At 42.8% G+C, this 19,590-nt stretch carries 25 protein-coding genes; 12 read left to right on the top strand and 13 right to left on the bottom strand.

The genetic code is table 11. The annotated features are described in order from the left end of the window. Positions 1 to 41 precede the first annotated feature (41 nt). A complete protein-coding gene (map, locus tag DX073_RS04030) occupies positions 42 to 833 on the bottom strand; it encodes a type I methionyl aminopeptidase (protein ID WP_115005768.1) in 792 nt (263 codons plus the stop codon). A gap of 35 nt (positions 834 to 868) precedes the next feature. Next, entirely contained in the window at positions 869 to 1,036 is a 168-nt protein-coding gene (lptM, locus tag DX073_RS04025) for an LPS translocon maturation chaperone LptM (RefSeq protein WP_258556866.1), read from the bottom strand. A gap of 168 nt (positions 1,037 to 1,204) precedes the next feature. Here lptM and DX073_RS04020 point away from each other — a divergent pair, with 168 nt between their 5' ends. After that, positions 1,205 to 1,930: an AzlC family ABC transporter permease gene (locus tag DX073_RS04020; RefSeq protein WP_115005767.1), complete on the top strand. Its 726-nt coding sequence runs from the start codon at positions 1,205 to 1,207 to the stop codon at positions 1,928 to 1,930. Continuing rightward, positions 1,927 to 2,256, top strand: a complete 330-nt coding sequence (locus tag DX073_RS04015) for a branched-chain amino acid transporter permease (RefSeq protein ID WP_115005766.1) — start codon at positions 1,927 to 1,929, stop codon at positions 2,254 to 2,256. Before DX073_RS04020 ends, DX073_RS04015 begins: the two co-directional genes overlap by 4 nt. A gap of 168 nt (positions 2,257 to 2,424) precedes the next feature. Here DX073_RS04015 and DX073_RS04010 read toward each other — a convergent pair whose 3' ends face one another. The 8 genes from DX073_RS04010 to DX073_RS03975 all read right to left on the bottom strand — a co-directional run bounded on the left by DX073_RS04010 (position 2,425) and on the right by DX073_RS03975 (position 8,058). Continuing rightward, positions 2,425 to 2,778 (bottom strand): SirB2 family protein, encoded by a 354-nt coding sequence (locus DX073_RS04010; RefSeq protein ID WP_115005765.1) that lies wholly within the window; start codon positions 2,776 to 2,778, stop codon positions 2,425 to 2,427. Between the two features lie 57 nt (positions 2,779 to 2,835). Beyond that, positions 2,836 to 3,312, bottom strand: coding sequence for a transcription elongation factor GreA (gene greA, locus DX073_RS04005; protein WP_065256375.1), 477 nt, complete (start codon positions 3,310 to 3,312; stop codon positions 2,836 to 2,838). 136 nt (positions 3,313 to 3,448) lie between these two features. After that, complete coding sequence (locus DX073_RS04000) at positions 3,449 to 3,772, bottom strand: hypothetical protein (protein ID WP_115005764.1); 324 nt, start codon at positions 3,770 to 3,772, stop codon at positions 3,449 to 3,451. Continuing rightward, positions 3,772 to 4,092, bottom strand: coding sequence for a hypothetical protein (locus DX073_RS03995; protein ID WP_115005762.1), 321 nt, complete (start codon positions 4,090 to 4,092; stop codon positions 3,772 to 3,774). Before DX073_RS03995 ends, DX073_RS04000 begins: the two co-directional genes overlap by 1 nt. Positions 4,093 to 4,321: 229 nt before the next feature. Further along, complete coding sequence (gene rpe, locus DX073_RS03990) at positions 4,322 to 5,017, bottom strand: ribulose-phosphate 3-epimerase (protein WP_115005760.1); 696 nt, start codon at positions 5,015 to 5,017, stop codon at positions 4,322 to 4,324. Between the two features lie 143 nt (positions 5,018 to 5,160). Further along, entirely contained in the window at positions 5,161 to 6,021 is an 861-nt protein-coding gene (locus DX073_RS03985) for a substrate-binding periplasmic protein (RefSeq protein WP_115005758.1), read from the bottom strand. A 146-nt stretch (positions 6,022 to 6,167) separates the two neighbouring features. Further along, positions 6,168 to 7,562 (bottom strand): OmpP1/FadL family transporter, encoded by a 1,395-nt coding sequence (locus DX073_RS03980; protein WP_115005756.1) that lies wholly within the window; start codon positions 7,560 to 7,562, stop codon positions 6,168 to 6,170. Positions 7,563 to 7,842: 280 nt separating this feature from the next. Next, the gene (locus tag DX073_RS03975) at positions 7,843 to 8,058 is read right to left on the bottom strand and encodes a SlyX family protein (protein ID WP_115005754.1); all 216 of its coding nucleotides are present in this window, start codon (positions 8,056 to 8,058) and stop codon (positions 7,843 to 7,845) included. A 65-nt stretch (positions 8,059 to 8,123) separates the two neighbouring features. Here DX073_RS03975 and DX073_RS03970 point away from each other — a divergent pair, with 65 nt between their 5' ends. From DX073_RS03970 to scpB, 9 genes are all read left to right on the top strand, one after another. Next, positions 8,124 to 10,070 (top strand): ATP-binding cassette domain-containing protein, encoded by a 1,947-nt coding sequence (locus DX073_RS03970; RefSeq protein ID WP_115005752.1) that lies wholly within the window; start codon positions 8,124 to 8,126, stop codon positions 10,068 to 10,070. 80 nt (positions 10,071 to 10,150) lie between these two features. Next, positions 10,151 to 10,549, top strand: coding sequence for a hypothetical protein (locus DX073_RS03965; RefSeq protein ID WP_115005750.1), 399 nt, complete (start codon positions 10,151 to 10,153; stop codon positions 10,547 to 10,549). 24 nt (positions 10,550 to 10,573) lie between these two features. Then, entirely contained in the window at positions 10,574 to 11,392 is an 819-nt protein-coding gene (locus DX073_RS03960) for a hypothetical protein (protein ID WP_115005747.1), read from the top strand. 193 nt (positions 11,393 to 11,585) lie between these two features. Continuing rightward, complete coding sequence (locus tag DX073_RS03955) at positions 11,586 to 12,566, top strand: LpxL/LpxP family acyltransferase (RefSeq protein ID WP_258556882.1); 981 nt, start codon at positions 11,586 to 11,588, stop codon at positions 12,564 to 12,566. Positions 12,567 to 12,634: 68 nt separating this feature from the next. Continuing rightward, a complete protein-coding gene (locus DX073_RS03950; RefSeq protein WP_115005743.1) occupies positions 12,635 to 12,907 on the top strand; it encodes a hypothetical protein in 273 nt (90 codons plus the stop codon). Between the two features lie 130 nt (positions 12,908 to 13,037). Continuing rightward, entirely contained in the window at positions 13,038 to 14,087 is a 1,050-nt protein-coding gene (trpS, locus tag DX073_RS03945) for a tryptophan--tRNA ligase (RefSeq protein WP_115005741.1), read from the top strand. Positions 14,088 to 14,096: 9 nt separating this feature from the next. After that, positions 14,097 to 14,288, top strand: coding sequence for a hypothetical protein (locus tag DX073_RS03940; protein ID WP_115005739.1), 192 nt, complete (start codon positions 14,097 to 14,099; stop codon positions 14,286 to 14,288). Between the two features lie 220 nt (positions 14,289 to 14,508). After that, positions 14,509 to 15,408: a segregation and condensation protein A gene (locus DX073_RS03935; protein ID WP_115005737.1), complete on the top strand. Its 900-nt coding sequence runs from the start codon at positions 14,509 to 14,511 to the stop codon at positions 15,406 to 15,408. A 15-nt stretch (positions 15,409 to 15,423) separates the two neighbouring features. Next, positions 15,424 to 16,032 (top strand): SMC-Scp complex subunit ScpB, encoded by a 609-nt coding sequence (scpB, locus tag DX073_RS03930; protein WP_078273592.1) that lies wholly within the window; start codon positions 15,424 to 15,426, stop codon positions 16,030 to 16,032. Positions 16,033 to 16,301: 269 nt separating this feature from the next. Here scpB and DX073_RS03925 read toward each other — a convergent pair whose 3' ends face one another. Both DX073_RS03925 and DX073_RS03920 read right to left on the bottom strand, forming a co-directional pair. Continuing rightward, positions 16,302 to 17,012, bottom strand: a complete 711-nt coding sequence (locus tag DX073_RS03925; RefSeq protein WP_115005735.1) for a YoaK family protein — start codon at positions 17,010 to 17,012, stop codon at positions 16,302 to 16,304. A 131-nt stretch (positions 17,013 to 17,143) separates the two neighbouring features. Further along, complete coding sequence (locus DX073_RS03920) at positions 17,144 to 17,956, bottom strand: enoyl-ACP reductase FabI (RefSeq protein ID WP_115005734.1); 813 nt, start codon at positions 17,954 to 17,956, stop codon at positions 17,144 to 17,146. 245 nt (positions 17,957 to 18,201) lie between these two features. On the opposite strand from DX073_RS03920, the gene folE reads away from it, so the two are divergent. Next, positions 18,202 to 18,819, top strand: coding sequence for a GTP cyclohydrolase I FolE (gene folE, locus DX073_RS03915; RefSeq protein ID WP_115005732.1), 618 nt, complete (start codon positions 18,202 to 18,204; stop codon positions 18,817 to 18,819). A 99-nt stretch (positions 18,820 to 18,918) separates the two neighbouring features. Here the strand turns inward: folE and DX073_RS03910 are convergent, their stop codons facing one another. Next, the gene (locus tag DX073_RS03910) at positions 18,919 to 19,389 is read right to left on the bottom strand and encodes a Dps family protein (protein WP_115005730.1); all 471 of its coding nucleotides are present in this window, start codon (positions 19,387 to 19,389) and stop codon (positions 18,919 to 18,921) included. Positions 19,390 to 19,590: the final 201 nt, after the last annotated feature.

Genomic DNA, 19,590 nt, shown 5'->3' with positions numbered 1-19,590 from the left:
ATGGCTCAGTCGGGTCTTTGTTTTGATATTAAGTTGGGTATCTAGCTTTTCACCCAGCTCAAATCCTCATCAGGTCGCCCTGTGGTGATGATACAGCCGTTATCGGTAACGATGAGCGTATGCTCCCATTGGGCGGAGAGTTTCCTATCTTTGGTGATAGCCGTCCAGCCGTCTTTCATAATTTTGGTTTGCCATACGCCTTGGTTAATCATCGGCTCAATGGTCAGTGCCATGCCGGTTTTTAGCTCCACGCCTGTCCCTGCTTTGCCATAGTGTAGTACTTGGGGTTCGCAGTGAAATTCTGTGCCAATGCCATGACCACAAAACTCACGCACGATAGAAAACCGCTCGGGTAGGACAATCTTTTCAATCTCTGCCCCGATGTCGCCAAGCCTTGCTCCGTTTTTGACCACGCTGATACCAGCATACAGAGCGTCTTGGGCGACTTTACATAGGCGGTTTGCCATGACTGAGCCTTCACCGATAATCCACATGGCGGACGTGTCGCCATAATAGCCGTCTTTGATGACCGTTACGTCAATGTTGATGATGTCGCCGTCTTTTAAGATACGCTCGTGGTCGGGCATACCATGACACACCACATGGTTGATAGACGTGCATAGGGTGTAGGGGTAGCCGTGGTAGTTTAGGCAAGCAGGAATGGCGTTTTGGATTTCGGTGATGTGCTTATACGCCAAATCGTCCAAAAAGCCCGTGCTTACCCCTGCCTTGACGTGGGGATCTAGTATTTGTAGGACTTCACTGGCAAGTTGTCCTGCCACTTTCATCTTTTCAATGCCGTCTTTGTTTAATAGGGGGATAACTTTACTCATGGGATTCTCTTTTTTATTTATCAAAATTTATAAAGTCAATAATCATTGGAATCGGTGCTAACAGGCATATCCACAGACTCGCCTTGCGTTGGGGTGGAGTGGGGTGGGGTGGAGGATTTTTCGGGCAGATATAACGCCCCTTTTTGTCCGCATGCGGTTAGGGTAAGTGCCAATGCTAGGCTAAATAATAAGGTTTTCATCATAAAATTACAAAATAACAAAAGGCTATTTTAACATAATTTTGCCAAAATCGCTTGATTTGTACAAACTCAGCATGACAAACTTTTTGCTTTTTAAAGGATAATAATTTGTCATGATAAGTTGTTGTCTTTTCAAGTAAAATATTTCTCTTTTTATAACCTGCCCACACCATGACCACCGATTATTGTTTTAAAACCACCGCCAAATACGCCTTTACCCAGAGCTTGCCCATTTTGTCGGGCTTTTTGTTTTTGGGCATGGCGTATGGGGTGTATATGCACTCGCTCGGCTTTTCGCCATGGTATCCCATCATCATGGCGGTACTGATTTTTGCAGGGTCGGTGGAATTTATCGTGGCAGGGCTACTTATCATGGCGTTTAACCCGTCATCGGTGTTTTTGCTTGTGGCGATGATTAGTGCCAGACAGATTTTTTATGCCATATCCATGCTGGATAAATTTCGAAGTATCACAGGGTGGAAACGCTGGTATCTCATTGCAGGCATGGTGGACGAAAGTTTTGCCATTAACTACACCGCCGACACGGACAAGGCAGGTGTGGATAAGGCGTGGTTTATGGTGCTCGTTACGCTGTTTTTGCATATTTATTGGGTAACAGGGTCGGCGCTGGGGGCGGTCATGGGGGCGGTGTTGCCCTTTGATTTGAAGGGGGCGGAATTTGCGATGACGGCACTGTTTTTGGTGATTTTTGTGGAGCAATGGGGTAGGGAGGCCACGCACGAAAGCTCGCTTCTTGGCATTGGCATGACGGCGTTGGCGTTGGTGGTGTTTGGCAAGAGTAATTTTTTAATCCCTGCCATGCTTGGCATTTTGGTGTACTTGACCGTTAGACGCTCGGCACTACATGACAAATTGACCAACAAGGTGGCAAAATGACCCTAAACGAACAACTTTTGACCATTGCTACTGCCATTGTTGCTGTTCAGCTGTGCCGTTGGGTGGCGTTTTGGGCGTTTCCTGCTCACAAAAAAGTCCCTGATTTTGTGCAATATCTGGGCAAGGCGTTGCCGTCTGCGGTGTTTGGACTGCTTGTGGTGTATTGCTACAAAAATGTGGATATTTTGGGGCAATATCACGGCATGGCGGAGTTTATCGCAGGGGCGGTGGTCGTGGGGCTACACCTGTGGCGAAAAAATATGTTTATCTCCATTGGTGTGGGGACGATTTTGTATATGATATTGGTGCAAAGGGTGTTTGTGTGAAAAAGTATGTGAAAAACGTTTGTGAAAAAATTGTGATAATTGTATTTTTAAATGGCAAATGGCTGGGGTGTTTAGTTACCCTTAGCCAATAAACATTAACAAATATCGCTACCCATAAAACATCGGTCGTGACAAGATGGTATTAAGCACATTGAATGCCATCATATATCACAACATGGGCTTAGTCACTGCCAATACCAAAATCCCCACATAGGCGATACCTGCAATCACCATGCCTGCCTTTTTTTGGCTCAGTAGCGGAGCCCGCAGAGCCTTGATATTGGCAGAGACCGCCACAGCCAACAGCATAATCTTGACAACCACCCAATACTGAGCCCCCGCCACTTGCCACAACTGCCACATCAAATACAGCCCACTGCCAACCAGTAGCAGATAGATGACATGGCTTACTATCTTAAAGGTGCGTGACTGGGTCACCTGACCGCCTGCGAAAATCAGCCCTGTTTGATATAAAAACAGCCCAATGGTAATCACAACCATGAGTAAATGCAAGTGTTTCATAAGACGACCTTAGTAAGTTGTGTTGTTTGTGTTATCTGCGGCGACTGGCAAAGCTCATTATTCGTATAGAACTTCAACAATCTCATACTCTGCCAAACCACTTGGGGTCTGGATTTTGGCTTCATCGCCTTCTGACTTGCCAATCAAGCCTTTGGCGATGGGACTGCCGACCGAGATTTTGCCGACTTTGACATCCGCTTCATCTTCGCCCACGATTTTGTAGCGTTTTTGGTCGCCCGAATCCACGTCTTCGATGACCACGGTCACACCAAACACCACACGTCCGTCTTGGGGTAGGGTGGTTGGGTCAATGACCTGAGCCCCGCCAAGTTTTGCTTCGATGTCACGAATGCGTGCTTCGGACAGCCCTTGCTGTTCCCGAGCGGCATGGTATTCGGCATTTTCTTTTAGGTCGCCATGCTCACGAGCTTCGGCAATGGCAGCGGTAATGCGTGGACGCTCCACGGTTTTGAGCTGTTTTAATTCTGCTTCTAGGGCGGCGTGTCCTTGTGGGGTCATGGGATAGCGTTGCATGGTCTCTCCTGATAATTATCAATACATAGCTAAAAACACCACGCCGATTGGGGTGGTGTTCTGTCATCTGTGATTGGCTTTTTGCCAAATTGTTAGCTTGGCATTATACCAAAAACAGCCAGTGATTGCAACTGTTTTAACGCCAATATCTAAGTTTTGCCATCATAAATAACAGTCCCACAAACATGCCCAAATAATACGCCATCCGCACATCAAAGCTGTCATCTCGGTATTTGATGGGCATGCTGACAAGGGCGGTACAGCTTGGGATTAACACAAGGTATAGCACCCAATTTTCTAGGACATGGAGCATGCCTTGTATACTGTTGCCATTGCCGTAACGATAAGCGGACAGACTTGTGAGCATGATGACGATGATAAGGGTCAAAATCAAGCCTTTGGGAATGTCCTTTGGCACAAAACGGTCAGGTAAAATGTTGCTTATTTTAAAATTTGCCATCAGCTATACCGCCCCATAATCGTCAAAATCGCCACAACAGATGTAAGATACCCAAGCGTGATGGCGTTCTGGGTTTGGATATTTGCCCCTTTAAATTTATTTAAAATTTTTGCCCCACCAACAAACAACGCAGGCACAACTATCATAAAAAACGACACCACCACAGACGCATGACGCACCACCGCCCCCACATCATGCCCTGCCAACAGGCGAAAGCCATACCCTGCCAAGGCAAGTACAAGGGCAAAAAGAGCAAGCCCAATGGTTACACCAATGGGGACAAGGCTTGGGGGTTTGGGGGTGGGGTTAGTCTCTTGCATAATTATTTCATTAGGGTATTATTAAATAAAAATATATTTTAAAATTTGGACGTGTAGGGGCGAATTGCAATTCGCCCAAAAATCAACACGTTATCAAAGGGCAAATGTAATTTGCCCCTACAACTTTATCCAAAGGTACAGTTAATTACAATTACTTCATTGGTTTGGTTTATGGTATTAGGGCAAATGTGGCTCGCCCCTACATTCATATTTTCAAATAGAAAAACATTTATTTGGCAAAATCGGACTTGGCAAGCTCATCACGCATTTTGTCAATGACCGTCTGATAATCATCTTTACCAAAAATCGCCGACCCTGCCACGAACATGTCCACGCCAGCATCCGCTATCGCACGGATATTATCAGGATTGACACCGCCGTCAATCTCCAAGCGAATGTCAAGCCCACGCTCATCTATCATACGGCGAACCGCTCGCACTTTATCAAGCGTGCCGTCAATGAACTTTTGTCCGCCAAAGCCGGGGTTTACGCTCATAATCAAAATCTGGTCAAGTTTGTCAATGGTATAATCTAGGTAGTATAGGGGCGTGGCAGGGTTAAAGACAAGCCCACATTTAACACCACTGCCCTTGATAAGCTGTAAGCTACGGTCAATATGCTCAGATGCCTCTGGGTGGAACGTGATAATATCCGCCCCTGCCTTGATAAATTCCTCAATCATTCTATCGACAGGCTTTACCATAAGATGCACATCAATCGGAGCGGTAATGCCATAATCTTTTAAGGCACGGCAGACCATCGCTCCGAAGGTCAAATTTGGTACATAGTGGTTGTCCATGACATCAAAATGCACCACGTCCGCCCCTGCGTCTAACACGGCTTTTGTGTCATCGCCCAAACGGGCAAAATCGGCTGATAAAATGGACGGAGCGATGAGAAATTGTTTTTCGGGTAGGATTTTCATATTAGATAATAAAGTTAAAATTTGGCTTATGATAGCAGATTTTATGCCAAAATGCGATTTTTAGCATATATTTTGACATGAAAAATCACAAAAACCACTTGCTAGAAACAAGTGGTTTGTTAGTAATTTTAACACCAAAGGATTTAGCGCCATTTTTGTTCTATTTGGGCAAGTTCACCGCTTTTTTTGATATTAGCAAGTCCTTGATTGATTTTGTTTAATAGTTCACTATCTTCTCTGCGTACCATAAACACTAAGTTGGACTGCTCAGGCAAATCCGAATCGGGCACGATCATTTTTTCAAACTGGTATGCCTTAAACTCTTCTCGTTTACCAAAATAATCTAATGCCACGCAATCGCTTACTACCACGTCCGCTCTATCATGAATCAAGCTTTGTAAACTGCCAAATTCTAATTTGTCAATCACAAACTGCGACTCACTGATATTAAAGTTCTTAGCAAGCTCTGCACTCATGTCCGCCACATCAGGCGTGGCAATGATGCCTTTTTGCCAGTTCGCCAATTTTTCCTTATCCTTTGCCCAAATACAGTCAGCAGACTGCATGTAGCTGTTAGTGGCAACAATGGTGTCTTGGGAATAATCATCGCCCGCCAAACCATTGGCAATGATATCAACTTCATTGCTGTTTAACGCTTCTGGCATGATGTCCCATGGTACGCTGTGAGTGGTAATGACAAATCCTTGGTCTTTGGCAACCGCTTGCAAGATGTCTATGTCCAACCCACCAATCTGTCCTTTTTCATCGCTTACACCATAAGGGACATAGTCTGGCATTGTCCCAACACGATATACGGGCAAGTTGTTATCGGTGACTTGAACATGGGTTGTGGCAGGCTCATTGCTGGCGGCTGTATTTGTTGTCTCGCTGGGTTTGTCGCCACAGGCAACAAGCGGGATAGATAGCATAAGCGCAAAAAGTGATTTGAATGGACGCAAGGTGTATTCTCCCGAAGTTGGTAAGCTAATGTTGATAAATCTCATAATAATAAATTATGAAATAATCCCGATATCGTTAATTTGGTTATTATAATAAAAATTGATTGTTTATGCAAGTTAAAAGGCTTGTAAATGTAAACTAAAAAACGGTTTGAATACTCAAACCGTTTTTTGGGAATTTGGGGTTTTGGTTATTTTTGCTGATAGGCTAGCTTCACACCTGCGATAAAGCCATCATTATCATCAAATTCACCCACTTTTACACCATTAGGCAACTGAGCGGTAGCATCACCAAATTTCAGGTATTTGCCACCCACCGATACCGACCATTCTGGAGTAACGTTATATTTGGCTCCAAGTCCTAGGCTATAATAACCTTTGATGGGTCCAAGCGTACTAACAGGATTGCCTGCTCCACTGTCATAGCCGACACTGCCCGATACAGCCAGCTTGTCACTAACCTTTTTACCCAAACCAACTTCCGCCGACCATTGGTCTTTGTCATAACTGATGATTGGTAATCCACTTAACTGTGTATATCTCGTTGGGCGAATGTCAAAATCCGACCATGGTACATAACGCACTTTGGCAGTCAAGAGTGTGGTTGGGTTAACACCAGTTTGAAAGTCTAGATTCCAAGACTCAGGCAAAGTTACACTAAACGGCAAAGAACTATTGGCATTTTGCCCTAAAAGAGTCGCAGTTGGAAACACCTCAGCAATATTACTCTCATGTTCAGTCTCAGAGCGATAGGTAAGAGCTGCTTTTAGAGCAATTTCGGGCTTGTGGTAAGCAACCCCTGCCACCCAACCTGTCGTGGTATCGGTACTAATTTTAGCATCATATCCTGTAGCTCTTTGATAAGCATTGCCACGTAAATGAACCTCACCAGTTAGGCGTTGCAAAGCAGGACCACCGTAAACTTGAAAGTTTTTATTTCGACCTAATTTTGCCCCCATCAACAAGGTGGCATTTTGGGTGCGAATCTCTACATTGGTACCCTGATCTCGTTGACCTGCCAAAGCTGGGGACATTACCTGAGAGGCACCCACCAATTGACCTAAACTTGCAGCTTGTGCCTGTGCTTGCGTCAATTGCGTTTGTAAGGCGGTTGCATCTCCACCTGCTGCCTGCACATTAGCAATGGCTGTCTGCAGTTGCGTAATGCCTTGCTGAGCCTGAGCCAAACCCACTTGTGCCTCAGTAACAGACCCAACTCTACCTTCTGATAAAACAGCAACAATATCATCTACACCTTTGGAGACAAAATTGTTATCACCACCATACTGTACCGCTGCACCCCATGGCTCATCATAGAGAACGCCCACGCTAAACGTGTCATTAATGTCCGCTTTCACACCAAAGCGAGCAAAGTCATAGGTTTCGGCGATGTCAGAGATTGAGTTGCCAGATGTATCCTTACCCGAGATGTCCGCATCAATATAGGTGTAGACCACCTCACCATAAGTGCCATCTTGTAAAAATGCCGTGATGTCCTGCCCTGAACGGTCAAGACCTGCCGCGTTTGCCACGCCAACTGCACTGATGGATGCAATCGCTACTGCTAAATGTTTGTAGTTAAACATAGAACCACTCCAATGATTACCATAAAATTTCCGTATGTCGCACATACCGCCTAGAAATTTGGTTAAAACTTCATACAACTGTTTTTACAATCGTATAACAAACGTTTTAACAAATGTTTCATCGCTACATATTAAAACAAAATAAACACGAACGCAATAGCAAAAATCGCACAAAATCACTATTTTTTGCCGTTTTATCAGAAATTTTTGTAATTATGGATAAAATATTACAAATAAGAATAATTATTATAAATTAAATACCGTTTTTTATTTTACCTACTCAATAATGCGGTGGCCTGTCTGCGAGTAAATCAAACGGAGCAATGCCGTCATCATCACGACTTTCTAAGAATTTATAGATGAGCTTTAATTGGTCTTGTAAGTCCTTTAAGGTCTTATCTTGCTGGGCGATGACATTATTTAGGGTATCTACCGTATTTTCAAGATAGGCGATTTTGATTTGTAAATCGGTAATATCAGCGTAGGTGTCGGTCATTTTATTTCCCCCTTTAAGGTGTAAAATTTGCTATAATTGCCCCATTTTATCATTGAAAATAAATTATGGCACTCATTCATCTAAAAAATATCTCCCTTGCCTTTGGCGTTGCCCCCATTTTAGACCACGTTAATTTTAGCCTTGATGCAGGCGAGCGGGTGTGTCTCATCGGACGAAATGGCGAAGGCAAATCCACGCTCTTTAAGCTCATTGACGGCACGCAATCCCCTGATGACGGCGAGATTATCATCGCAGACGGTATTAAGATTGCCATGCTTGCCCAAGACGTACCAAGCGATGACGGCACCTTGCTTGACATTGTCATGAATGGCGATGAAAAAGTGGCAACCCTGCTTCGCCAATACCACGACCTATCGGACAAATGTGGGATGGGCGACATGACCGCCTGCGAGCGTATGACGGACGTGCAACATGAGATTGACGCTTTGCACGGTTGGGAGCTAGAACGCAACGCTCGCACCTTGCTTGACAACATGGGGCTAAATCCTACAGACCGCCTTGCCGACCTGTCAGGCGGACGAAAAAGACGGGTTTTGCTTGCTCGGGCGTTGGTGGTTAAGCCTGATGTGTTGCTACTTGATGAGCCGACCAACCATTTGGACGTGGAGAGCATTGATTGGCTAGAAAATTACCTGCTCGGGCAAAATTTGACCGTGCTATTTATCACGCACGACCGCAAATTTGTGGACAATCTTGCCACTCGCATTGTGGAATTGGATAGGGGAAAACTCTCCACTTATGACGTAACACAAGGGGTCAAGGGCTATGCTCGCTATCAAGAATTAAAGGAGTTGGAGCTTGCCAGTGAACAAAAATCCTTTGAAGAATTTGACAAAAAACTTGCCCAAGAAGAGATTTGGATTCGCCAAGGCATTAAGGCAAGGCGTACTCGTAATGAAGGGCGTGTGCGTGCACTAAAGGCACTTCGTGAAGAGCGAAAGCAACGCCGTGATGTGGTGGGGAACGTCTCACTCACCCAAAACGTATCCGAAAAATCAGGAAAAATCGTCTGTGAAGTCAAGGATTTAACCCTACAATATGACGGCAAAATACTGGTCAAAAATTTTAGCACCCTGCTCATGCGTGGCGATAAAGTCGGCATCATCGGCAATAATGGCGTGGGCAAAACGACCCTAATCCGCACCGTGCTTGGGCTTGATGACTCTGCCAAAGTAGGCGGTACGGTCAAGCTCGGTACGAACCTAAACATCGCCTTTTTTGACCAATTAAAAGACCAATTAGACTTTGATAAATCGGTTGCCGAAAACGTCTCCGAAGGCTCGGACTATGTGGACGTGGGCGGAAGACGCACGCACATTTTGGGGTATTTGCAGGACTTTTTGTTCACGCCAAACCGTGCCAGAACGCCCGTCAAAGCCCTGTCAGGGGGCGAAAAGGCACGGGTCTTGCTTGCCAAAAATCTATTAAAACCCGCCAATGTCTTGGTGCTGGACGAGCCGACCAACGACCTTGATATGGCGACTTTGGAACTTCTGGAAGAATATGTCGCAGGTTTTGATGGGACGATTTTGCTGATTAGCCACGACCGTGCCTTTATGGACAATGTCGTTACCCAAACTTGGGTTTTTGGTACGGACAAAGATGGCAATGGCACGATAACCGAATATGTGGGCGGTTATCAAGATTATTTGGTGCAAAAACAACGAGCCGAAAAAGATGCTCCCAAACCAAAAACCGAAAAAATAGAAAAAGCAAAAAGCGAAACCCCAAAAACGGATAATGCCGTCAATTCGTCAAACACCCAAAAACGCAAATTGTCCTATAAAGAACAGCGAGAACTTGAAAGTTTGCCTAATGAAATCGCCGAACTTGAAAAAGAACAAAGCGAATTGAATGAAAAGTTGGCGGATGGCTCATTATTTGTCTCTGATTTGGCACTTGCCACAAAGTATAGTGAGCGACTTGGGGAGATTGATGAGTTGTTATTGGAAAAATTGGAGCGATGGGACGAATTGGAGAGTTTGGGTTGAATTTTAAACAAAAATTGATTGTGGGGATATAATTTATCTCCACAATCAGCCAATGCATTCTCTTGGGTATAAATGTAACAATGTCCAACGATTTAACCAACCTTGCTTTTAAGCAATTTACCGATGAAATTTATCAATTTTTACACCATTTTGGATTTAAGAAAAATGGGTTAAATTTTTATCGTGAGCAAAATTACTTTCGTCAAATTATCACAATTAGAAAGTTAAACACCACCAATCACTCAATAACCTTTACCATTTATTTTGGTACGGATTATTGTAATGACAAAAGAGCAACATTCTGCCAATTAACTGATTTTCGCCACCAAGAACAGATTTCCAATAATGGACAAGAGCTTATTTATGAATTTAACAATGATGATTTAAAAAAACACACAAAAAATAATTCTTATTTTTTAAATCTAAAACAACAGGTATTAAATGACATGCAATCACTTATTCTACCTTTATTTAACTAATTTTAAAAATAAGGGAAATCCACAATGAACAGTAAAGAGATTTATCGTTTATTTAATAAACTCCATACATTTAGTCGGGTACAGAATATTTTTAATGATAAAAAATATACCGATACTCACACTCATAATGAATATGATTATCTGGGCGAAGGTGATTCATTTCAAAAAGACAATTTTGAAGAAATGCTGAGTGAATTTTTTGGTAATGTGCCTTTATATGTTGGCATCAATATTAACAAAAGTTATTTGGCAATGCCCACAGAATTAACACCCCTTATTTTACCTTATGTGGGCAAAAAAGACATACAAATAATGAACCAAGAAATGACTAAAATTGTCATTTTTAATAACCTTGGTTCGTTTACCAAAGGTCATCTTATTCATTACTCAAAAAGCCGAGAAAGAGAACAAGGTACGCCTTTGCAAGTTAAATTTTATGACAATATTTCTGAAAATAAATATAAGAAAGTAAGTTATGCCTTAAATGACATTTTACCAAAAATAGAACAAGTCTTAAACCAAGATTATGGCGGAACAATGGAGCATCTTTGGATAGATTTATTATTGGTAGAACATTATAAGCCCTTTAATTTTCGCTTTCAAAAAAGGGTGAATGATGGCGATTTTTATTATAATGTTGGGCATTATACAGCTGTGCCTGATTTTACAATATTAGACACCTTAAATGATGACAATGAAATTCGTCAGTATGCTTTGAGTGTTTTTTATCACTCCATGCAAATTTTGGAGAAAAAATACAAACAATTAGGCGGATTTAATGCCAAAAAATTTCGTCAAGATTTTAAAGATACTTGCCAAGAATTTGGGATTTATTTTGAATGATACTTATAAAATAATTGTTATTAAATTAAAAATTCATTGGCTTTTTGTTTTTAAAAGTTTATAATACATCAATATTATCAAAAGAAAATATTGTAAATATCACAAAACCGCGAATACAATGAACAAAAAATCCTGCTGTGGTGAGCAATGTAGCGACCACCCCAACCTTAACCCTAGCATTCGCCTAAACCAAATGCCCGATTTGACCGCCACGCACAAACAAACGAGCATGGCGGACAAAGCCTCTTTTCAATGGGAATTTTTATTGCCAAAATATTGGGGGATTTGGTTTGCCTTGATGATATTTTTACCGCTTATTTATTTACCCCTTCGTATCCAGTTTTGGCTTGGTAGAAAAATTGGCGAATTGGCATATATGTTAATAAAAAGACGGGTAAAAGATACGCTCACCAATCTAACTTTGGCATTCTCTGATAAAAGCGATGATGAAAAAGTGCTAATCGCCAAACAAGTTTTTGTCAATCAAGGCATTGGTATTTTTGAGACGCTAAATGCATGGTTTCGCCCCAATGTTTTTAAACGCACGTTTAGCATTTCAGGTTTACAGCATTTAATCACCGCCCAAAAAGAAAATAAAGCGGTGATATTATTGGGCGGGCATTTTACGACATTAGATTTGGGTGGTCGGCTATGTACGCAATTTTTCCCTGCTGATTGTATGTACCGCAAACAAAACAATCCGCTTTTGGAATGGTTTATTTATAATGGTCGCCGTCATATTTTTGATGAGCAGATTAATAGCCGTGATATGAAAAAACTCATCAGTCGGATTAAAGACGGTAAAGTCATTTGGTATAGCCCTGACCAAGATTTTGGCTTGGAGCATGGGGTTATGGCGACATTTTTTGGTGTGCCGTCTGCAACTATTACCGCCCAAAGACGATTTGCCAGCATGAATAAAAAAAATCCGCCTGTTTTTATCGCTTTTGATATGATAAGACAAACGCCTGACAATATCCCCAAAGGCAAACGCCCGCATTATCATATTAGCCTATCGCCTGTTATTGACAATTACCCAAGCGATGATGAAGTGGCGGACGCCCAGCGTATCAACGACATCATGGAACATAGTATCAAAAAGGATATTACCCAATGGATGTGGTTTCATCGGCGGTTTAAAACGCAGGCGGACGGGACGGATTATTATGGTTAAACTTATTTTTAAAGAAAATTATTAGAAAATTTGCTATAATTTACATTCATTTTGATAAGGATAAAACCATGCAACTTACCACAAGAGAATTGGTTGAAAAATTTGGCTCTCATCGCTTGATTGTGCTTGATGATGATGTTTTGGCAAATTTTGATGATGATACCGTGCTTTTATTATCCGCCCAAAAACCAACCAAAAAACCCATTTTGCCAGAAATTGCCAAATACGCCAATTTTTTAAAAAATGATGTTGCCGATGATAATGAAAATATTGACGAGCAAAGCAAACGCATCATGGCAATGCTAAATGCTGATGATAAACGCATTAAGGCGGGTTTATAAAAACCATTGTAAAACATATAATCTTTTTTACTTCAAAATATAAATATAGAATTGATGTGAATTGAGCTAATTTTTTATATTTTGGATTGAATTGAGTATAAAATTTAACACTAAACATTAAGAGAAAATCATGACCGAACCAACCACCAAACGCATTTTAACAGGCATTACCACCACAGGCATTCCCCATTTGGGCAACTATGTCGGGGCGATTCGTCCTGCCATTCAAGCGGTACAAAATTCCGATGATGACGCTTTTTTCTTTTTGGCGGATTATCACGGGATTATCAAATGTTTTGACCCCGATGAGATTCATCGCTCCACCAAAGCCATTGCCGCCACTTGGATTGCGTGCGGTCTTGACCCCGAGAAAGTTACCTTTTATCGCCAATCGGACATTCCTGAGATTCCTGAGCTTGCGTGGATTTTAAACTGCTCTTGTGCCAAGGGTCTGATGAACCGAGCCCACGCCTACAAAGCGAGCGTGGATATCAACCTTGCCAAAGAAGACACAGACGCTGATTTTGGTATCAGCATGGGGCTGTTTAGCTATCCTGTGCTGATGAGTGCGGATATTTTGATGTTTAACGCCACGCACGTCCCTGTTGGTAAAGACCAGATTCAGCACATTGAAATGGCACGAGACATTGCAGGGACGTTTAATTTCAAATACAAAGAGCTGTTCACGCTACCGACTGCCGTAACGGACGAAAACACGCCCCTACTGACAGGGCTTGACGGTCGCAAAATGAGCAAATCCTATGGCAACACCATTCCGCTCTTTGGGGACGGCAACCCCACCATTGACCCACAAAAGGCGTTAAAAAAAGCCATTGGGCAAATCGTAACCAACTCCCAAGCCCCCGAAGAACCCAAAAATCCTGATGAGTGTAATATTTTTGAGATTTATAAAGCCTTTGCCATGCCTGATGAGATAAATGCCCTTGCCGAGCATTATAGACGTGGTATCGGTTGGGGCGAAGCTAAGGAGATTTTGTTTAATAAGATTGACGGTGAGATTGCTCCCATGCGTGAAAAATACGCTCATCTTATGGCAAATCCTAAGGAGCTTGAAGAGATTTTGCAAATGGGGGCGGTTAAGGCTCGCCGTGTTGCCCAAAAACAACTGGATAAAACCAGACGAGCGATTGGGATTAAACCGCTTGCGAAGTTGAAATAAGGAAAAGCCATGCGAATTTCTTTTGAAGAATTTTTAAAATCTGATATTCAAAAACAGGAAATTGAGCCGATTATCCTTATGGATTTGGACAGTCAAAATCCTGCGGTGCATAGATTGATTAAAAATTCTGCCAGACGGGTTATTAAACAGCACCAAAAAGAAATAGAAGCATTAAAATACAAAGAATTAAATATTAATTGATTTGGTTTTATTGATTTAAAATAACTTCAAAAATGTGGACGTGTAGGGGCGAATTGCAATTCGCCCAATTCACATAATAACCATAGGGCAAATATGATTTACCCCTACAAATTTACCATTGTTAAATTAAAAACACCTCAATTTATGATTTAATTTTTCAATTTTAAATAAACCATTTTATTTAAAATAAATATACCATGATTATCCCAACGCCAACCCCATGACTGACACCCCTATCCGTATTTTTGATACGCCTGTTTCATCATTGCCCGATGATTTATATATTCCGCCCCAAGCATTTGCGATATGGCTTGAACAATTTGCAGGCCCGCTTGATTTTTTGTTGTATTTGGTCAAAAAGAATAATTTTGATTTGACCGAGACCGCCATTTTGCCGATTACCGAGCAGTATTTGACTTATATCAAAGAGCTTGATGATACTTATTTTGAGTTGGCGGGCGATTATTTGCTTATGGCAAGTACGCTCATCGCCATAAAAAGCGAACTTTTGCTCCCCCAGCCACAAATCACAGGCGAGGAGCTAAGCCCCAAAGCACGACTCATCAGACGGCTAGAAGAATATGCCCAAATCAAAGAAGCCAGTCGTCGATTAGATAGCCTAATCCGCCTAGAACGTGATGTGTTTTTGGCATTTACGAGCCTGCCTAGTAGCGAAGCCATGAAAGCCGAACTGCCAAGCTACTCGCCCCAGATACTCATCAACAGCTTGATTAATATGCAAATCAAGCCTGATTATCAAATGCACCACATCAAGACCGACCCTGTGCCACTACCTGAGCGTATCGCCAAGATTAGCCTGATGTTAAGCCAACAAGGTTCTGGCACGTTTGCTGAATTGCTCGATGAAACGCAGGGGCGTGTGGGCGTGGTCGTGAGTTTTGTGGCGGTGCTTGAACTTCTAAAACGGGGGCTGATTGGCTTTGCTGACGGTGATGACGCCCTACTCAAAAGCGAGATAAACGTGGACATCGCCCAAAGTTTTCAGCTTGAAGTCATGGACGCGCCCACGTCCAAAAAAGGCAAGCAAAAAGACCCTTTATTTAACATCAATAACACCGGCTTTGACTTGTCCGAGCAGACTTTATATTGGCTTCATTAATCATTAGGCAATCGTATGCAAAACAACCAACCTTTATCCACGCTTACACCCAACAGCGATAGCGACAATATCGCTGATGACATCAAAAACACCCACGCCACTGCCACAGCGTTAAGTCGCTATATTGAAGTACTACTGCACGCCAGCGAGTCGCCTTTGACGGCAGATGATTTAAAAAAGCATTTAATGATAAGCCAAGATGAATTTGACGTGGCACTGGCGGTGCTAGAAGAGCGTTTGTCGCACAGCGTGCTGACCCTTGCCAAGACCGCCAGTGGCTATCGCTTGCAAATCAAGGACTCGTACAGTCGCATTATTCATCAGGTGTTCCCCGAACGCCAAGAGACCCTAAGCCAAGCCCTGTTAGAGACCTTAAGTGTCATTGCCTATAAACAGCCTGTAACTCGCTCGGATATCGAGCATATTCGTGGCGTGAGCGTGTCTAGCCATATCTTACGCCAACTGTTTGATAAGGGTTGGATTATGGAAAAGGGACATAAAGACGTGTTGGGTCGCCCTGCCTTATTGCACACCACAAAAGCGTTTTTGGACGCATTTGGTTTGACTGATTTAAAAGAATTGCCCGAATTGCCTGATTTGGAAAATTTTAAAGTGGACGGGTAGGGCTCATATTAAAATGACTGATTTCATAATATTGAGTTGTCTATAAAGTATTATCTTAATTTCTTTTAAATCATTTGATTTTAATTTATTTTAATTTATTTTAATTTATTTTGATATTATTAAATTGGGATATGTAGGGGCGAATTATATTCGCCCAAATATTCATTAAAAAATACATTTTTAAAATTACAAGTATTTAATTAATCATATTTTAATGATCAATTTACAATTAATATTAAAATTTCCCCTATTAATTTTTAAACCCCACCCTATCTTTTTCTTTTGCGTTTTATTATCATGAATTTAATCATACGCTCGGAGCGGTGAAACCATTTTTCCATATGAATATAACTGATTGCTGACAGAAAAATAATGGTAATGGGCAGGAGCATTGACCAATAGCCATATTTGGCGTACAGCCACACCGCCACAAAGCCACCGCCAAAAAATCCCCACCATAACGCACTTTGTAGCACCACCTTGGCAAGGCTGACCTTTCGCCCCACAAGCCAATGCCCCACAGTTGCCCCTAAATCGGACGTTACCCCTGTCAGATGCGTGGTACGCACCACCGCCCCGTGATAGGTTGCCACCATGGAGTTTTGTAGTCCACACGCCATGGCGATGAGCATTTGCCCGTAGTCGTTGCCCGACAGATACAGCCACAGACTGCCACAGAGCAGGACAAATTCTAGGTACATGGCATAGCCATAATGACGTTTGATGTGGAGCTCACTGCCCCCGATAATCATGCCACTTAGCACCGAGCCAAGCCAAAACGAGCCCACCGACACGAGCAGTAGCCACAGGTTTTCCCAGTCATGATGAAAGGACGTTACCGCCAGCAGGCTGATGTTGCCCGTAACGTGTGATGCCGAAACGTGGGTAAACCCCATGAGTGCGGTTGTGTTCAAAATGCCAGCACTAAATGCCAGCACCACCGCCCCACACAGTACCCAAGTGGGAAGTTGGTTTTGCATGACCGATAAATGAGTGATAACAAACCAATTAGTTTACAAAACTTTGGACAAAAATAAAAGCACACAACACAAGACGTGCTTGATTGTGTGCTGTTAAAATGTTACAAAATTTTACAAACCTTGGGTGTGCCTTACTCGGTATCGTCCGCCACCAGCTCCATAAGCTCACTGCTTAGTCCGACAGTGTTAAACCCTGCGTCCACAAACAAAATCTCGCCTGTAATACCACTCGCCCAAGGCGATAGCAGGAATAAGGCGGCGTTACCCACTTCCATTTGATTGATGTTACGCCCAAGGGGTGTTACTTTTTCGGTAACGTCCAGCATTTTGCGAAACGACTTGATGCCACTAGCAGCAAGTGTGCGAATCGGGCCTGCACTAATGGCATTGACACGAATACCCTCTTTGCCAAGCGAGCTTGCCAAATAACGCACGGACGATTCTAGACTGGCTTTGGCAAGTCCCATGACGTTGTAATTTGGCAATACAGAAATACTGCCTTCATAAGTCAAAGTAAGTAGTGAACCTTGACGTTTGGCAAGCAGTTCACGACTGGCTTTGGCAAGTGCCACAAAGCTATAACTAGACACATCATGAGCAATGGCAAAGCCTTCACGGGTCGTGGCGTCCGTAAAATCACCGTCCAACTGCTCGGCAGGGGCAAAACCAATGGCGTGTACCACACCGTTCACCCCATCGCTCCAAATGCGAGCCACTTCATCAAAGCATTTGGCAATCTCATCGTCCGAGCTGACATCGCAAGGCAACACCGCCACCGCCCCAAAGGTCTCGGCCGCCATATCCACCCGTTTTTTGATTTTGTCATTGGGATAAGTCAAAATCAGCTCTGCCCCTTCACGGTGCAAGCATTCGGCAATCGCCCACGCAATCGACAGCTTACTGGCAATGCCCGTTACCACAAATCGTTGACCTTTTAATAACATCAGTCGCTCCACGCATTTAGTTAAAATTGTTAGCATTATACCACAGATTTTGGCAAATGGGGAAAATTTAGGAACGATTGTAAACTTTTTAATAAAATCGCCATTTGTTTTAATCTGGTTGTTTTATAAAGGGTAAATTTAAAAAGCAAAAATTATAACCCATTGACACCGCAAAGCACATAAACCATTTGGCAAATCTTGTCTTTTTCGCTATAATATCACGTTTATTTTTATTTGATAATACCATGTGCCAACATTGCAACAGCCACGCCACGCCCGCCTTTTCTTTTGATGTCGAAGCCACCGCCCAGAACTACGCCAATATCATCTCTGCCAGTGGCGAAAACCTAAGCCGTGAAGGACTGCTTGATACGCCCATGCGTGCCGCCAAAGCCTTTCGGGACTTGACGGCAGGCTATCATCAAGACCTGCATACGGTTGCCAATAATGCCATTTTTGCCAGTGATAATGCTGATTTGGTACTTGTGCAAAACATTGAATTTTATTCATTGTGCGAGCATCATATTTTGCCGTTTTTTGGTGTGGCACACATCGGCTACCTACCAAATGGTAAGGTGCTTGGCTTATCCAAACTGGCTCGCATTGTTGATATGTACGCCAAACGCCTACAAATCCAAGAAAACCTAACCAAACAAGTCGCCCAAGCCATCCATGAACTCACAGACTGTCGTGGTGTGGCGGTCGTCATGGACGCAAGCCATATGTGCATGATGATGCGTGGTGTGGGCAAACAGCAGTCCACCACCCGCACCACCTGTATGCTTGGGGTGTATGAGACGGACAATCAAGCCCGAAATGAATTTTTGAGCGCCATTCCTAAGCGTGTGCCTGCGTTTGGCTGATGTTGTTATTCCTTTTATAAACAGGCATGGCAAAAAGCCCTTAATCAAAGTTAAGGGCTTTTTATTTATTTGGGTCAAATGATGGGGTAAATGATTGGATTAACCCAAAAAGGCGTTATACATCCAAATTTCTTTTTCTTGGGCTTGGACGTAGCCTGTTACGATGTCGGACGTGCCTTGGTCAGATGCTCCTTCGGCAAGCTCAGCAACGGCTCGTTGCTCTTCGATAAGTGTTTGCAAGCCCTTAACCACGCCTTCTACGCAGCCACGACCATCAAACACGCCTTTGTTTTCTTTGATGCTAGAACGCTCAGCAAAATCGCTATATGCGTGTAATGGCGTGCCACCTAGGGTTAGAATGCGTTCAGCGATTTCGTCAATTTGTAGTTGTAGCTCGGTGTACAGCTCTTCAAATTTTGGGTGCAGGGTAAAAAAATGCTCGCCTTTGACATTCCAGTGATAGCCACGTACGTTGATATAAAACAGATGGTAGCTAGACAGTAGGGCGTTTAGGGCTTTGATGACGGGGGTAAGTTCTGCTTTTTCAAGACCGATTTGATTGGTACTCATAAATTTTCTCTCCTGGTGGGTTGTAAAAATGATAGCCTGTGCTAACAAATACCATAATAACAAAAAGGGCTTAAAATGTTAAGCAAATAATCATTATTTTTATAATTTGAATTTTAAATGAAAAATAAATTTTTTAAATAAAATTAATTATTAATTGTAATTGCATGATGTAAGTATTAAAGTATGACTGGTCATCTGCAA

Origin of the sequence: Moraxella lacunata (assembly GCF_900453205.1) — a bacterium.
Taxonomy (GTDB): Bacteria; Pseudomonadota; Gammaproteobacteria; order Pseudomonadales; family Moraxellaceae; genus Moraxella; species Moraxella lacunata_B.
The sequence above is the reverse complement of the archived record's forward strand: the minus strand, read 5'-3'. Positions and strand labels throughout refer to the sequence as shown.